The organism is Bhargavaea cecembensis, from assembly GCF_001619585.1.
Lineage (GTDB): Bacteria > Bacillota > Bacilli > Bacillales_A > Planococcaceae > Bhargavaea > Bhargavaea cecembensis_A.
This window is the reverse complement of record NZ_LQNT01000011.1, coordinates 257,528-273,349: the sequence shown is the minus strand read 5'-3', so window position 1 is coordinate 273,349 and position 15,822 is coordinate 257,528. Positions and strand designations below refer to the sequence as shown.

General features: G+C 56.2%; 17 protein-coding genes. 14 read left to right on the top strand and 3 right to left on the bottom strand.

All coding sequences use genetic code 11. The features are described 5' to 3' along the window. Window positions 1–55: 55 nt before the first annotated feature. Together codA and AV656_RS12015 are read left to right on the top strand one after the other, a co-directional pair. Entirely contained in the window at window positions 56–1,315 is a 1,260-nt protein-coding gene (codA, locus tag AV656_RS12020) for a cytosine deaminase (protein ID WP_063182276.1), read from the top strand. A gap of 27 nt (window positions 1,316–1,342) precedes the next feature. Further along, window positions 1,343–1,918 carry a GNAT family N-acetyltransferase gene (locus tag AV656_RS12015; protein ID WP_231877283.1) on the top strand — a complete coding sequence of 192 codons (576 nt, stop codon included), beginning with the start codon at window positions 1,343–1,345 and terminating at the stop codon, window positions 1,916–1,918. 45 nt (window positions 1,919–1,963) lie between these two features. On the opposite strand, the gene AV656_RS16400 is transcribed toward AV656_RS12015, so the two are convergent. After that, window positions 1,964–2,119, bottom strand: coding sequence for a hypothetical protein (locus AV656_RS16400; RefSeq protein ID WP_156484859.1), 156 nt, complete (start codon window positions 2,117–2,119; stop codon window positions 1,964–1,966). 107 nt (window positions 2,120–2,226) lie between these two features. Between AV656_RS16400 and AV656_RS12010 the strand changes: the two genes are divergently transcribed. Next, window positions 2,227–2,934: a DNA alkylation repair protein gene (locus AV656_RS12010; RefSeq protein ID WP_063182274.1), complete on the top strand. Its 708-nt coding sequence runs from the start codon at window positions 2,227–2,229 to the stop codon at window positions 2,932–2,934. Between the two features lie 56 nt (window positions 2,935–2,990). Here the strand turns inward: AV656_RS12010 and AV656_RS12005 are convergent, their stop codons facing one another. Next, window positions 2,991–3,446, bottom strand: a complete 456-nt coding sequence (locus AV656_RS12005; protein ID WP_063182273.1) for a VOC family protein — start codon at window positions 3,444–3,446, stop codon at window positions 2,991–2,993. A 155-nt stretch (window positions 3,447–3,601) separates the two neighbouring features. Here AV656_RS12005 and rocF point away from each other — a divergent pair, with 155 nt between their 5' ends. The 5 genes from rocF (at window position 3,602) to AV656_RS11980 (ending at window position 7,076) form a co-directional block, all read left to right on the top strand. Next, on the top strand, window positions 3,602–4,507 hold the full coding sequence (gene rocF / locus AV656_RS12000) for an arginase (protein ID WP_063182272.1): 906 nt from the start codon (window positions 3,602–3,604) through the stop codon (window positions 4,505–4,507). A gap of 217 nt (window positions 4,508–4,724) precedes the next feature. Then, complete coding sequence (gene sigW, locus AV656_RS11995) at window positions 4,725–5,288, top strand: RNA polymerase sigma factor SigW (RefSeq protein ID WP_063182271.1); 564 nt, start codon at window positions 4,725–4,727, stop codon at window positions 5,286–5,288. Between the two features lie 12 nt (window positions 5,289–5,300). Then, window positions 5,301–5,942 (top strand): anti-sigma factor family protein, encoded by a 642-nt coding sequence (locus AV656_RS11990; RefSeq protein WP_063182270.1) that lies wholly within the window; start codon window positions 5,301–5,303, stop codon window positions 5,940–5,942. 246 nt (window positions 5,943–6,188) lie between these two features. Beyond that, window positions 6,189–6,596 carry a hypothetical protein gene (locus AV656_RS11985; RefSeq protein ID WP_063182269.1) on the top strand — a complete coding sequence of 136 codons (408 nt, stop codon included), beginning with the start codon at window positions 6,189–6,191 and terminating at the stop codon, window positions 6,594–6,596. Window positions 6,597–6,686: 90 nt separating this feature from the next. Next, window positions 6,687–7,076, top strand: a complete 390-nt coding sequence (locus tag AV656_RS11980) for a hypothetical protein (RefSeq protein ID WP_063182267.1) — start codon at window positions 6,687–6,689, stop codon at window positions 7,074–7,076. A gap of 145 nt (window positions 7,077–7,221) precedes the next feature. On the opposite strand, the gene AV656_RS11975 is transcribed toward AV656_RS11980, so the two are convergent. After that, a complete protein-coding gene (locus AV656_RS11975; protein WP_063182265.1) occupies window positions 7,222–8,808 on the bottom strand; it encodes a SulP family inorganic anion transporter in 1,587 nt (528 codons plus the stop codon). Window positions 8,809–9,133: 325 nt separating this feature from the next. On the opposite strand from AV656_RS11975, the gene cdaA reads away from it, so the two are divergent. The 6 genes from cdaA (at window position 9,134) to AV656_RS11945 (ending at window position 15,768) form a co-directional block, all read left to right on the top strand. Further along, a complete protein-coding gene (cdaA, locus tag AV656_RS11970) occupies window positions 9,134–9,970 on the top strand; it encodes a diadenylate cyclase CdaA (protein WP_063182993.1) in 837 nt (278 codons plus the stop codon). After that, window positions 9,963–11,360 (top strand): YbbR-like domain-containing protein, encoded by a 1,398-nt coding sequence (locus AV656_RS11965; protein WP_082818733.1) that lies wholly within the window; start codon window positions 9,963–9,965, stop codon window positions 11,358–11,360. The genes cdaA and AV656_RS11965 overlap by 8 nt, the downstream gene beginning before the upstream one ends. 38 nt (window positions 11,361–11,398) lie before the next feature. Continuing rightward, window positions 11,399–12,751 carry a phosphoglucosamine mutase gene (glmM, locus tag AV656_RS11960; protein ID WP_063182263.1) on the top strand — a complete coding sequence of 451 codons (1,353 nt, stop codon included), beginning with the start codon at window positions 11,399–11,401 and terminating at the stop codon, window positions 12,749–12,751. 293 nt (window positions 12,752–13,044) lie between these two features. Beyond that, on the top strand, window positions 13,045–14,139 hold the full coding sequence (locus tag AV656_RS11955) for a carbohydrate kinase (RefSeq protein ID WP_063182261.1): 1,095 nt from the start codon (window positions 13,045–13,047) through the stop codon (window positions 14,137–14,139). Further along, complete coding sequence (locus AV656_RS11950) at window positions 14,136–15,053, top strand: pseudouridine-5'-phosphate glycosidase (RefSeq protein ID WP_063182259.1); 918 nt, start codon at window positions 14,136–14,138, stop codon at window positions 15,051–15,053. The genes AV656_RS11955 and AV656_RS11950 overlap by 4 nt, the downstream gene beginning before the upstream one ends. Before the next feature lie 148 nt (window positions 15,054–15,201). After that, a complete protein-coding gene (locus AV656_RS11945) occupies window positions 15,202–15,768 on the top strand; it encodes a TetR/AcrR family transcriptional regulator (RefSeq protein ID WP_063182257.1) in 567 nt (188 codons plus the stop codon). Window positions 15,769–15,822 lie beyond the last annotated feature (54 nt).

Here is a 15,822-nt window from a genome sequence, read left to right as displayed (position 1 = left end):
TCCATGACGGAGATTGATATAATAGACATGGAAAAATCGAGAGGAGGATTCGACGTTGATTCTGAATAACGCGAAACTGTACGGCCTTGAAGGCCTATGGAAGATCGATATTGAGGATGGCCGGATCCGGTCGGTGACCGCTGCCGGCGAGGCAGACGTGTCAGACAAGGATGTTAGAGACCTGGAAGGCAAATTGGTCCTGCCGCCTTACGTGGAGCCGCATATTCATCTGGACTACGTATTCACAGCAGGCACACCAAGGTGGAGTAAGTCGGGGTCGGTCTTTGAAGGGATCGAGATCTGGGCGGAGCGCAAACAGCTATTGAATGAAACAAAAGATGACCTGAAAAAGCGCGCGCTCCGGGCGATCGAACTACAGGTGAAAAACGGCATCCAGCACGTCCGTACGCACGTCGATGTCAGCGACCCGACACTGAAGGGCATGGAAGCACTGCTTGAAGTAAAAGAGGAAGTAAAGCCGTGGGTGGACCTGCAGCTAGTGGCGTTTCCTCAGGAAGGGCTCTACACGAAGCCGGACGGCGAAGAGCTGCTGATCCGGGCGATCGAGATGGGAGCGGACGTCATCGGCGGCATCCCGCACTATGAGCTCACCCGGGAAGAGGGCGTCAAATCGGTCATCCGCGCGCTGGACCTTGCGCAGGAGTACGACAAGCTGGTCGACATCCATTGCGATGAAATTGACGATGACCAGTCGCGCTACCTGGAAGTGCTGGCGGGAGAGGCACTCCGCAGGGGCATGGGCGACCGGGTGACGGCGAGCCACACGACTGCGATGGCTTCCTACAGCAATGCCTATACCTATAAGCTGTTCCAGACGCTGAAAAAAGCAGGTATCCATTTCGTTTCGCTGCCGAAGGCGAACCTGCATCTGCAGGGCCGTTTTGACGCACATCCGGTGCGCCGCGGATTGACAAGGGTCAAGGAGATGCTCGCGGAAGACATCAATGTCTGTTTCGGGCTCGACTCAATCGTGGACCCTTGGTACCCGCTCGGCAACGGTGAACTGATGAGTGTGGTCGATGCAGGTCTGCACGCCTGCCACATGACCGACTATGCGCATATCGTGAAGGCGCTCGACCTGATCAGTGTCAACGGGGCCAAGGCCCTCCATCTCGGTGACGACGAATACGGTGTGAAGGAAGGCAATCCGGCCAACCTGATCGTCATCGATGCCGACTCGGAGTATGAGGCGGTCCGCACACAGGCGCCGGTACTCCTGTCGGTCCGCAACGGCGAAGTGATCACGGAGACACAGCCGGCAGTGACAGAGACGACGTTCCGGACACAAGCGTAAACCTGATTTAAACAGGGAGGTGGGCCCGTGCCGGTCCTCGAGATGAATGGTGTCAGGCTCCGGCCGCTGGAGCGCGGAGATTTCGATGCGCTCTGGGAACTGTATTCACCCGATATTTTCTTCTTTATGCTGAACCAGGTCGAGACGAAAGAGCGTTTTGACCAGTGGCTTGAAACAGGGATTGTCGCAATGGAGACCGGTGACAGCTGTTTGGCGTTTGCGGTGGAAGAGGCAGGCACGGGAGTCATGATGGGGACGACCCGGATTTTCGGCATCGACCCATTCAACAAGCTGTGCGAAATCGGGTCCACATTCTACGGCAAGGCATACCAGCGGACTCACGTGAACACCACGTCGAAGTATCTGTTGCTCCGCCGCTGCTTTGAAGAAATGGACATGATCCGGGTCCAATTCAAGACCGATTCGGAGAATGTGCGATCACAGAAAGCACTCGGGCGGATCGGCGCCAAGCAGGAAGGCGTCATGCGGAACGAACGCATCCGCTCCAACGGCAAACCGCGCGACGTCCACCTCTACTCGATCATCGACCGCGAATGGCCGGAAGTAAAACTGCACCTGGAGCGGCTGATGGACAGGGATTAAAGAATACAAGCCGGCATACCGCCCGTTACAGGAGGCATGCCGGCTTTATTTCTTTATTAGATGATTCAACTGATCCTCGATTCTGTCCAATTGCTCTTTCTGCTTTCTGTGGGAGCGGCTGAACAGGACAACAGCGGTGATGATGACTGCTGCAACCGCCAGATAAAAAATGGTCACTACAAGGTCGCCAAGGTTGGTCAATGCTCCCATCTCCTCTATCATGTTGTTTATAGCTTAACCTATAAAAAGAATATGGAAAAGACCGGAAACACGGGAGCTATCAAAAAGCCGGAAGGAAGTCATTCACAATGGATGTTCAATCTGTCATGCAGGAACTAGAATCCATGGGCAAAGAACGGATGAAAAAGATTTACCTATCCAACGGCGCGCATGAGCCGCTGTTTGGCGTCGCCACAGGTGCGATGAGGCCGATGTCGAGGCAAATCAAGATCAACCAGCCCCTGGCGGAGGAACTTTACGCGACGGGCAATTATGACGCCATGTATTTCGCGGGAATCACCGCAGACCCGAAAGCCATGACGGAAGCCGATTTTGACAGATGGATGGACGGGGCATATTTCTATATGCTGTCCGATTACGTGGTGGCCGTCACCCTGTCAGAGTCTCCTTTGGCACAGGACATCGCCGACAAATGGATCGCGAGCGGCGAGGAGCTGAGGATGTCGGCGGGCTGGAGCTGCTATTGCTGGCTGCTCGGCAGCCGCCCGGACCATGAATTCTCCGAGAGCAAGCTTTCCGGTATGCTGGAGGCCGTGAAAAATGGCATCCATGACGCTCCGGAGCGAACAAAATCAGCAATGAACAACTTCCTTTATACAGTAGGAATCTCTTACAGTCCGCTCAGTGAAGAGGCGCTCGCGACCGCACGGGAAGTCGGTACTGTCGAGATGAAGCGGCCGAACAAGAAAAGCAGCTTCCTGAATGCCTACGACAATATCCGTAAAGACCTGGACAAGGGACGGCTCGGGTTCAAGCGCAGATACGTCCGGTGCTGAACGAAAACAACGAACCCGGATCGGGGAAGAACGTTTCTTCCTCTGTCCGGGTATGATTATGCGTTCAGTTTCTCCCATTGGCTAAGTGTCATCCGTTCTGTCAGCTTGTTGGGGTTGTTCATCTTGCAGATGAACTCCAGGCTGTTTCCGTCCGGGTCGTTAAAATGAATTTTGGCATGTGCATAGTCTTGCTGCGGCATGACGAAGGGTTCGTCCGGCTCGAATCCGAATGCTTCCCGCGGCTCGTATCCCCTGTCCCTGAGCCAGCTGACAGCATCTTTTAATCCTTCGAGGGACACCTGAAAGGCGATGTGACGAATAGATGGATGATAGTCCAATTCAACCTTGTCGCTTTGCCATAGCCCGAGCCAGCTTTTGTCTTTCTCGATCCACAGAAAAGCCAGATTCTCCCCGTGGGTGTGCGCAACTTCAAGCCCTAGGCCGGTGTAAAACTTCAGCGATCGTTCCAGGTCTCTGACCGGCAGATGAGCCTCATACAGCCCCATGATCATCTTGAAATATCCCCCTTGTTCCATGCGGTATACGGCCATTATAGCGGAACAGACAGACTCTTCCGATGAATAAATATCCTAATCTTTGTCCGGTTGAGCCATCTGCCTATTTCGATTCATAATAGTAGCCAAGATCGGAAAAGGGGGATGGCAGCATGAACAGTCACAAAGAAATTTCCATTATCGGGGTTCCGGCGGATTTCGGCCAGAGCCGGCGCGGGGTCGACATGGGGCCGAGTGCAATCCGCTATGCGGGCGTCGTGGAGCGGATCGAGGCACTCGGGCATAGCGTAAGGGATGAAGGGGATATCCCGGTCGACATGGATGCACCGCGCGAAGTGTCGGGCACGAACCTGAAGAACCTGAAAGCGGTCACCGAAGGGAACCGGAAGCTCGCCGGGAAGGTATCTGAGACGGTCCGCGACGGGCGATTCCCGCTGGTCCTTGGCGGTGACCACAGCATTGCAATCGGCACACTTGCCGGGCTGAACGAACACTACAGCAACCTCGGGGTGATCTGGTATGACGCACATACCGACCTGAACACAGCGGAAACCTCTCCGTCCGGGAACATCCACGGGATGCCGCTGGCCGTAGCGATGGGTCTCGGCCACTCGGACCTCACTTCAATCGGCGGCGGTCCGAAGGTGAAGCCGGAAAACATTGTTGTCATCGGCGCACGCTCGATCGATCCGGGAGAGCGCGAACTCGTCAGGGAAAAGGGCATCCGGGTGTACACGATGCATGAAATCGACCGGGACGGCATGACCGAGATCATGCAGGACGCCATCAGCTATCTGGAAGAGCGGGGCGTGGACGGCGTTCACCTGTCGCTCGACCTGGACGGACTCGATCCGCTGTATACGCCGGGCGTCGGCACACCGGTACAGGGCGGCCTCAGCTACCGGGAAAGCCACCTGGCAATGGAGATGCTCCATTCAACCGGCCGCATCACATCGGCCGAATTTGTCGAGGTGAATCCAATTCTTGATGAGCGCAATAAAACAGCAGACGTTGCCGTCGGCCTGATGGGCTCATTGTTCGGCGAAACCTTGATTTAAAGGCATTTTGACCGGTTCCCGACCCTGGGAATCGGTTTTTTGGTTTTTCAAGATTTTTAGATTTTCCTTTGATACAATGTAGACAATATGTGGAATCGTAGCCGTACGGCCAAAAAGGGTAATCTGAATTCAAACTTTTTCACGGAAAAAGTGAAACCCTTTGGTTTGCCCGTCCGTATACCAACTAGCCGCATGAAGCGGGGGGAAATCGAGAACAATGGAAGACATCGTCAAAAAACGAATCAAACAAGTCCTGAAGGGGGACCAGTCGGCGTTCGAAGAAATCGTTTCCCTCTATCAGAACCGGCTATACCAAGTATGCTATCGGATGCTGGGCAATCGGCATGAAGCCGAGGATATCGCGCAGGAAGCGTTTATCAGGGCGTACATCAACCTGCACACCTTCGACCAGAAGCGAAAGTTCTCAACGTGGCTGTACCGTATCGCGACCAACCTCTGCATCGACCGGATCCGCAAGAAAAAGCCGGATACGTTCCTGGATGCACCGGTGCCCGGGACCGACGGACTGGATCATTACTCCAGCCTCGCCCATGATTCGCCGCTGCCGGAAGAGGAAGTCGAGAAGATGGAACAGCAGGAGCGCGTGCAGTATGAAATCAGCCGCCTTCCGGACAAATACCGGTCGGCGATCGTGCTCCGTTACATCGAAGAACTGCCGCTCCAGGAGATCAGCGAAATCCTTGAGCTTCCGCTGGGCACAGTAAAGACGCGCATACATAGGGGCCGAGAAGCCCTTAGGAAACAAATGAAGAAGTTGTAGGAGGGAATCGGGATGAAACCGTGTCCGGAAGAAATTGTCCAGTACATGCATGATTATCTGGACGGGGAAATCACCCGCCGGGACGAGCAGATTCTGAAAGAGCATCTCGAAAAATGTCCGGACTGCCAGGAACATATGGACCAGCTCAGCCGTTCGGTCGCATTCCTGAAAAGCGCAGCACACGTCGAGGCACCCGAAGGGCTTAGCGATCGCATTATGGCATCGCTGCCGAAGGAGCGTCAGAGTGCAGGCTTGCGCCGCTGGTTCGGCCGCCATCCGATGCTCGCCGCTGCGGCCATGTTCATGCTCCTCGCCGGGCTCGCCCTGTTCTCGAATTTTAATACATCCGACCAGCAGCTGGCCGTGTCCACCCAGCCGAACCTTGTCGTCGAAGGGAACAAAGTCATCGTTCCCGAAGGCGAGAAGGTTGAAGGCGACCTCTTTGTGAGAAATGGAGAGCTGCATATTGAAGGGGAAGTCGAGGGTGACGTCACCGTCATCAACGGCTCCAAATACATGGCCTCCACGGCCGTCGTCACCGGCCAGATCGAGGAAATCGACCAGGCTTTTGAGTGGCTCTGGTACACGATCAAGTCCGGCGTCAAAGAAGGGCTCTCCGTCTTCGAGGGCCCGAAAAATCAGGAAGACGAATAAAAGAACCAAACGGGATTGGAAGAGTACATCTTCCAATCCCGTTTTTTCATTTTCTATCAGGATGAGAACCGGTACGAGCCGACAGCGCTTGTCCTTTGGAATAGGGAATAGAGACAGCATCCCAGACTGGGTAATATCTTTTTGGAATTGACCCATTCATTGAATTTAAGCGTTAAAGGCATTTGTCCAAAGTTAGACTTCCCCTGATGAATATATTACAGAAGCACTGGGAAAGGAGGGGAAATCATGAGCAAAGTTTGGAGAAACGACTCCTTCTTCGGAGATCGGGACCATGACCGGAAAAGACGTCGTGACCGTGACCGGCGCAAACATCGTTCGTTCTTTGACGTTGAATCGTCCTTTGATGAGGATCGGAATCGCCGCAGAAATCGCTTCGGCGACAATGAGGTGAATGTAGACATCGACCTGGACAACGAAGCACGCTCCCGTTCCCGGGCAGATGCGGACAATGATACCGATGTCCGTCTGAGCGACCGGAACACCAACGTTGCAAGAGCCCGTGTCAGCAACAGCGGTAATGCCAGAGTCGATATTGACGTAGACGTCGACACTGACTCCAGGGCAAGAGTACGTTCCCGTGCCGAGTCTGATTCGGACGTCGATTCCGACCAGGATCAGCGCATCGAATTCTAAAAATACCTTTCAGGACATGGAAGGGTACTAGTCAGCTCCTAGTACCCTCTTTCTTTAATTCTGATCATGAGGTGAGGAGGGAGGATGGGCATGGAGAGATCACATAGAGAGAGTAAGTTTGATAAGCGGGAAAATAAGTTTGACAAGCGAGAGAAGGTTGAAAACTTTTCCAAAACAGTCGTGGGCCACAGCGGCAATTCCGATGTAGATCTGACCGTCAATATTGATATCGATACAAAATCAATCGCTTTCGGGATGCTCTGCAGCTTGTTTGCCAAGGGAGAGCTTTCTGATGCAGAACTGGAAAAAGGTCTCCGGAAGCTCGATGAACTGATCGACCGGGATAAAAGAAGGAAAAAACATCATTCAAATTCCGATCATAAGCCGAAGTTATTTGAATTCCCCGGACATGATGGAAAAAGGGACGATCACCATCGGTCTGATAGAAAAAAATCCGGCAACCATAGAAACTGGCTTTAATGTCCCGTGAGAGTCCAAGCGGAGACAATGAAAGACCAGGCACGTCCGGTGAGAGTCCGGGCGGAGACAACGAAAGACCAGGCACCCAGGACCGAACCTCACACACCAAACAATCCGCCGCCCCATTCCGGGACGGCGGATTGTTTCATTTCACCATATTCTCCGCTCCGACCTTCTCATACAGGCCGCTTTTTCTCAGCAGGATCTTTTTCTCTTCGGGGATTCCCTGGAAGAGAAGCCGGATTCCCTGGCGGTCTGCGAGGTCGTGGGCAAGTGACAGGGCCGCGACGCCTCCGGCATCCAGTGCGGAAAGTCCCTGGAGCCGGAGCATGAGGGCGTCTGCGGGTTTCTCGAGCTGTTTTTCGATTTCACGCTCGAACTGCTGGGCGGTCCCGAAAAAGAGCGGACCGTCGATCCGTACGGTTCGGAACACCGAATCTTTCGGAATTCCGCTATAGATGTAATCATCGGCCGTGGCTTCGCCCGGTTGCAGCTTCAGTTTGCCGCTCATCTTTTTCAGGAAGACCAGGACGGCAAGGAGGAAGCCGACCTCGACGCCGACGGTCAGGTTGACGAAGACGGTCAGGAGGAACGTCACCCACAGGACGGCCGAGTCTCCGGACTTCAGGTGGGAAATCTTAATGAATGACCGCAAACCGCTCATGTTCCATGCGACCAGCATGAGGATCGGCGCCATGCTGGCGAGCGGCACATGCGAGGCGAAAGGCGCGAACATGAGCAGGACGAGCAGGACGAATAGGCTCTGCACGACACCGGACAACGGGCTGATGGCCCCCGCCCGGATGTTCGTCGCGGTGCGGGCGATGGCGCCGGTCGCAGGGATACCTCCGAACAGCGGTACGGCCATGTTGGCGACGCCCTGCCCGAACAGCTCGCGGTTGGAAGATGACTTTTTGCCGCCGGCCATGTTATCGGCGACGACCGCGGACAGCAGCGATTCAATCGCACCGAGTGCTGCAATGATGAGCGCCGGCTGCCACAGCTCGAGGATCTTGCCGCCCGTGATTTCAGGAAGGCGGAACTCCGGCAGCTGCTGCGGGATGCCGCCGTAGGCTGTCCCGATCGTCGGGAGCTGGCCCGGATAGAAAAGCACCGACACAAGTGTCGGAATGAGAAGTGCAGCGAGGAATAGCGGGACACGCGGCGCAATCCGGGGCAGGAGGAGGATCACGGCAAGCCCGATTGCCGCCGTCAGAAACGCATACCCGTTGAATGTGCCGATGTTACGGAGAATTTCCCACATGTTCTCGTGGAAGAATTCCCGCCGCTCCACGCCCTCGAGGCCAAGGAAGTTGCCGATCTGGCCGGTAAAGATCGTAACGGCAATCCCGGCGGTGAAGCCGATTGTCACTGCCCTCGGGACGAAATGGATCAGGTCCCCGATCTTAAGAAACGACATGATGACGAGGAACACACCGGCCATGAAGCCTGCAACAAGCAGATCCTCATAACCGTATTCCAGGACGATGGCGAGCAGAATCGGGATGAACGCACCCGTAGGGCCCGCGATCTGGAAGCGGGAACCGCCGAGAAGTGCCACAAGCAGCCCGGCGATCACAGTCGTGTAAATGCCGTATTCAGGCTTCACACCCGATGCGATTGCGAAAGCCATGCCGAGCGGGATGGCGACAATCCCGACCGTGATGCCGGCGAGGATGTCCTTCCTTGCCGTCCGGCCATTCAGTGACTCGAAACGGCCCAAATTCCTCATGTTCACTCACACTCCATGATGTTGATGCGGACCGGGAAGTAAGAAAAAATACCCGGTCCCCTCTATCGATAATTATAAGTCAAAATGAGGGAATATGAAATATTGTTATAGGAAAATAGTTTTACTGACAATATCCGTAGCAACGAACCACACTGATCGCCAGGACACTGATCCGTTCTCACCGGCACGACCGGAATCCGGCCGGTACCGCCAGTCTCCGGGAAACCAATTCGTGCCGCCAAAAGTCTCCCTCAGCCGAGCGGGGATACGGCCCGTTATGGTATACTATTCGATATGCAAGTGTTAAGAAAAGGCGGGGATGCCTGTGGCGTTCTTTGAGCGTTTTACGGACCTGACCTGGGTGGAAGTCCTGGTGAATATCCTGGACATTCTTCTGGTCTGGTACGTTCTTTATAAACTGATTACCATCATCAAGGGCACGAAGGCCGTACAGCTGCTGAAAGGCGTGTTCGTTGTCGTCATCGCCTGGTTCGTCACGAAACAGCTGGGCCTGACGACCATGTACTGGATCATGGAACAGGTGCTGACGTGGGGGTTCCTCGCGGTCATCATCATCTTCCAGCCTGAGCTCAGGCGAGCGCTTGAGCAGATCGGGCGAGGGAAGCTGTTTGCCCGGAGCAGCATGGCGGAGGAAGAGGAGCGGGACCGCCTCGTCGAAGCCGTCACGAAATCTGTCGGCTATATGGCGAAGCGGCGCATCGGCGCGCTGATCTCGATCGAGCGGGAGACAGGGCTGTCGGAGTATATCGAGACCGGAATCCCGATGCATTCCAATCTGACGTCGGAGCTCCTCATCAACATTTTCATCCCGAATACGCCGCTCCATGACGGGGCGGTCATCGTCCAGCAGGAGCGCATCGCGGCAGCGGCCTGCTACCTGCCGCTGTCGGAAAGCCCGTTTATCTCAAAAGAGCTCGGCACGCGCCACCGCGCAGCGCTCGGCCTGAGCGAGGTGACCGACGCCATCACGATCGTCGTCTCCGAGGAAACCGGTGCGGTCAGCCTGACGCGCAACGGGGACCTTCACCGCAACCTGCCGCCTGAGGAGTTCGAAACATTGCTCCGGAAGATGTGGTTCGGCCCGGCGCCTGAGCCGCAGGCCGCCTCGAAGCGGAAACGGGGAGGGAAGAAGAATGGATAAGTTCATGGATAATCCGTGGTTTATCCGCGGCATCGCCCTGTTCTTCGCCGGCCTGATGTTCCTCGTCGTGCAGTCGGATGAGGAGCAGGGAAGCCGCGCCGCAGGCGGGCTGGATATCGCCGTCCTGCAGGATGTGCCGCTTGAAGTGTATTATGATGATGAAAATACGGTCGTCACGGGAGCACCCGAGACGGTCAGCGTCACCATCGAAGGGCCCGGCAATCTCGTCCGGACGACCAGGACACTCAAGGACTTCACGGTGTTCGTCGACCTCCGCGCGCTCACAATGGGCTCCCATGAAGTCAGGGTGTACACGGAGAATCTGTCGGAAAAGCTTGATGTTTCGATTGATCCTGAAACAGTCGAAGTCGTCATCGAAGAGCGGATCAGCCGGGAATTCCGGGTGGATCCGGAGATGAACGAGCGGTTGCTCGCGGAAAACCATGTCATCAACTCGCTTGAGGCGGAGCCGTCGACCGTCATGGTCACAGGTGCCAAGAGCGTCATCGAGTCCATCAGCTTTGTCAAGGCGTCGGTCACGACCGACCCGGGCGTGGACGAGTCAATCGAACAGAAGGCAAGCGTTCGCGTGCTCGACCGCGACCTGAATAAAATGAACGTCATCATCGAGCCGGCCGAAGTAACGGTCAAGGCGGACATTTCCGAGTACTCCCGTTCAGTGCCGGTCTCGCTGGAGCAATCCGGCACACCGAAGGAAGGCGTCACCATCGAATCCATCAATACGGCAACAGAAACCGTCAAGCTGTTTGGCCCGAGGAATGTGTTGGATGAGATCGGCGAGCTTCCGGTCTCAGTCGATGTTTCGAAAGTAACAGCAAGCGGGAAAGTGACCGTGGAACTCAAGAAACCGGCCGGGGTCACCAAGGTGTCTCCGGGATCGATCGATGTGGACGTCCGTGCGACGGTCAACGATAATGACGAGGAAACGGCGGAAGCGACCGAAGACGATGAAGAACAGGTGGCCGAGGCCGAACCGTCGGAGGAAGCGGCCGACGCGGAAAACCCGGCTGCCGGATCATCCGGCAGCGAGGATACCGCCCAGGCCCAGAGCAACGAATCCGGCACAGGAGACAGCGAAGCTGCCGATGAAGAGACATCCGGCACCCTCGACGGACTTGCGGTAGAAGTCCGGGGTCTTGAGGAAGGGCAGACCGGAGAGGTCATCCAGCCGGACGGGTCGCTCTCCCTCAAGATCCGGGGTCCGAAAAGTGAAGTGGAAAGCGCCCAATCCGGCGATTTTAAGCTATTTGTCAATGCGGGCGGCATCAGTGAAGGAGAAGCATCACTCGTGGTGCATGTGGACGGGCCATCCGGCATCAAAGCCGAACCGGCTCCGGGACGGGTCACGGTCCGCATCGCTGCCGCCTGAAACATAAATGAACGTCAACAGTGAAGGAGAGAGTCATGATGGGAAAATACTTCGGAACAGACGGGGTGCGCGGTGTCGCCAATGAAGGCCTGACACCGGAACTCGCATTCAAGCTCGGCCGCTACGGCGGATATATCCTCACGCAACATGCATCCGGCAAGCCGCAGGTCCTGATCGGCCGCGACACCCGGATCTCCGGTCATATGCTCGAGAACGCGCTCGTCGCGGGTCTTTTGTCGATCGGGGCGGACGTCATGCTGCTCGGCGTCATCAGCACGCCGGGCGTCGCCTACCTGACCCGCGCCATGAGCGCGGATGCCGGTGTCATGATCTCTGCATCGCACAACCCGGTGGAAGACAACGGCATCAAATTCTTCGGCGGCGACGGCTACAAGCTGAGCGACGAGCAGGAAGCGGAGATCGAAGAGCTGCTGGACAAGGAAACCGACGAACTGCCGCGCCCGACCGGTGCCGCTCTTGGCACAGTCACCGATTACAAGGAGGGCGGACAGAAGTATATCCAGTACCTCAAGCAGACGGTCGACGAGGACTTCACCGGCATCCATGTTGCGCTTGACTGCGCACACGGCGCAACGTCGTCCCTTGCGACCCATCTGTTCGCCGACCTGGACGCGGACATCTCGTCGATGGGCTCCTCGCCGAACGGCCTGAACATCAATGATGGCTGCGGCTCGACCCATCCCGAGGTGCTATCCGATTTTGTGGGGGACAAAGGTGCCGACATCGGCCTTGCCTTCGACGGTGACGGCGACCGCCTGATCGCTGTCGATGAAAACGGCGAAATCGTCAATGGCGACCAGATCCTGTTCATTCTGGCGCGCCACCTGAAAGACGAAGGCCGGCTAGACAAGAATACGGTCGTCTCCACCATCATGAGCAACCTCGGCTTCTACAAAGCGATCGGTGACTATGATATGGATAGCGTCAAGACAGCCGTCGGCGACCGCTATGTCGTAGAAGAGATGAAAAAGAACGGCTACAACCTGGGCGGTGAGCAATCCGGCCACATTATCATGCTCGACTACAACACGACAGGCGACGGCCTGCTGACTGCGCTCCAGCTGGTCAATGTCCTGAAGATGACCGGCCGGACGCTGTCCGACCTCGCGTCGGACGTCCAGATGTTCCCTCAGGAACTCGTGAACGTCCGCGTCACCGACAAGCATGCCGTCACGGACAACGCCAAAGTTGCCGCCGTCATCTCGGAAGTGGAGAAGGACATGGCGGGCAACGGCCGCGTCCTCGTTCGTCCATCTGGTACCGAGCCGCTCGTGCGCGTCATGGTCGAAGCACAGTCCGAGGAAGAAGCCGCCAGCTACGTGAACCGCATCGCGGAAGTCGTCCGTACGGAAATGGGCTTGGAAGCTTAAGTGAATAATCGATCCGTCCGGAATGAATTCCGGGCGGATTTTTGATTCCGGGGAATTGGGAGACGTTTGTTTGCTGCGCATTCGGAGAGCACAGGCTGGTCGATATCACAGGCCTGGTCATTAGGGAAAGACCGTCCCTCTGAATGAACCGGACGGTTTTTTTACAGCAAGTAGGGGAAAGATGATGCAGCCGGGCTTGTCGTGTTTAAACATTTGTATAAAATACAAACAGTTGACGGTTATTAATCAAAAGTTTATAATCGAAACAAATGTTAGGGGAAGGAGTGCCGGGGATGAATGAGAAAGAAGCGGCCATCGTAGAACTGATCCGGCGTAATCCGTACCTCTCCCAGCAGGAGATGGCGGAAACGCTCGGCATCTCACGGCCGGCACTGGCAAACCTGATTTCCGGACTGATGCGGCGCGGAGTCATCCGGGGGCGGGCCTATATTCTCGCAGACGATAACCATGTCGTCGCGATCGGCGGGGCGAATGTCGACCGGAAGTTCCACCTCAATGCATCTGCGCAGGCAGGAACATCAAACCCGTCCACGGTGACTTCGTCGGTCGGCGGCGTCGCACGCAATGTCGCGGAAAACATCGGACGGCTCGGCCATCCGGTGAGCCTTCTGACGGTGGCGGGCAATGATGCCGACTGGCAGCGCATCGAGCAGGCGACCTCGTCCCATGTGGAGCTGACCGATGTGGCGCTGCTGCCGGGCAGGACAACGGGCTCGTACTCCGCTGTCCTGAATCCGGACGGCGAAATGGTCGTTGCCATGGCGGATATGGACATCTATGACGACCTGTCGCCGGACTATATCGACGCCCATGCATCGGTCCTCACACGGTCGGCTCTTGCCGTGATTGACCTGAACTGTCCGAAGGAGACGGTCGCCCATGTGCAGGAACTGTCCCGCCAGAGCGGAACGGAACTTGCGGTCGTCCCGGTGTCCTCGCCGAAGATGGACCGGATGCCGGACGATCTGAAAGGCATCACCTGGCTTGTCTGCAACCGGGATGAAACGGAAACCTATACCGGTGTCCCGGTGGAAGACGAGTCTTCCTGGAAAGAAGCGGTTCGGTTCTTATTGGACAAAGGGGTCGAAAACGCGGTCGTGACGTCAGGTGCAAGGGGCGTCATGGCAGGGAACAGGGACGGGATCCGTCACTATCCTGCGATCAGCGATATCCATGTGGAAGACGTAACCGGTGCGGGCGATGCGTTCGTATCGGGTGTACTTCACGGACACCTGTCAGGTCTCGATTTTGATGAGAAAATCCGCTGCGGACTTGTAAATGCGGCGAAAACACTCGCTTCGGGCGCGACGGTGCGGCCGGAGCTGTCCGCTGAACAACTTAAAACTGAAATGGAGGAACTCCGATGAAACAATATCTCGAATTTTCCAAGGAAGTACAAGAAGCGATTGAAGCAGGCAAGCCGATCGTGGCGCTTGAGTCGACAATCATCTCCCACGGCATGCCATACCCGCAGAACGTACAGACCGCCCGCGAAGTTGAGCAGATTGTCCGCGATGGCGGCGCCGTCCCTGCGACGATGGCTCTGATTGACGGCAAGATCAAGATTGGCCTGTCCGATAAGGAGCTTGAAATGTTCGGCAATGCGGACAATGTCGCAAAGGCATCCCGCCGCGACATCGGCTACCTGCTTGCAACGAAGCAGCTCGGCGCGACAACAGTCGCAGCGACGATGATCTGCGCGGACCTTGCCGGCATCCGGGTGTTTGTCACCGGCGGCATCGGCGGCGTACACCGCGGAGCGGAAACGACGATGGACATCTCCGCAGACCTCGACGAACTCGGGAAGACGAATGTCGCCGTCGTCTGCGCAGGCGCCAAGTCGATCCTCGACATCGGCCTTACGCTCGAATACCTTGAGACGAAGGGTGTTCCTGTCGTCGGCTACGGCACGGACGAGCTTCCGGCATTCTTCACGCGCAAGAGCGGCTTCCCGCTCAGCATCAGCACGGACAGCGCGGAAGAAGTGGCCGGCATGCTGAAGGCGAAGTGGGACCTCGGCCTGGAAGGCGGCGCGGTCATCGCGAACCCGATTCCGGAAGAGGATGAGCTCGACCCGGCATTCATCAACGGCATCATCGAGAACGCCCTGAAGGAAGCGCAAGAGAACGGCATTTCCGGCAAGGAGACGACTCCGTTCCTCCTCGGCAAAGTGAAGGAACTCACCGAAGGCAAGAGCCTGGTCGCCAACATCGCGCTTGTGAAGCACAACGCAAAAGTCGGCACGGGAATTGCAGTTGCCTACAACAAACTGAACAGCTGATTGTTTGAAAAGCCGCCTGGAATAGGCGGCTTTTTCTTCTTATGAACAAAAAAGCATCATGCACTTGCAATTTGAGAGATGCGGACTATAATGTAGGAATGAACGTTCATTCCGGTCTCGGTTGACCGGGGGGAACAGGAGGGATCCAGTGGCGGAGAGTAAGCATGAAACAATACTGAGAGCCGCGCAGAAACTGTTTGCCGAGCGCGGGTATGACGGGACGACGGTGCCGATGATCGCCGAAGAGGCAAGGGTTGGTGCGGGGACGATCTACCGTTATTTTGAGAACAAGCAGAAGCTGGTTAACGAGCTGTTCCGTGGATCTGTGGCCCGGTTTGCGGCCACGCTCAGGGACGGCTTCCCGGAGCAGGAGGATTTCCGGCAGAAGTTTCGCCATGTGTTTTACCGGCTGATCCGCTATTCCCGGGAGAATCCGGAAGCTTTCCGGTTCATCAATGCAACGGCGAATGCCTATTTTCTAGATGAGCAGAGCAAGGCAGATTTCGAAGGTTTCATGGACTTTATCGAAAGCCATCTCGATGAGGGAAAGAAAGCCGGGCTGCTGCGCGATTTGCCATCGCAGGCTTTTATTGCAATCGTATACGGGACGATTTTCCATCTGTCCCGCATGTTCGAAGACGGGACGCTTGAGCCGGCCGATGAACTGCTGTCCGGCATCGAAAATAGCTGCTGGGACGCCGTCAGCGAGAGCTGACGGTTCTTCCCGGGCAAAGCGGAATGAATCTTCATTCCGGAACTCGCAATGAAC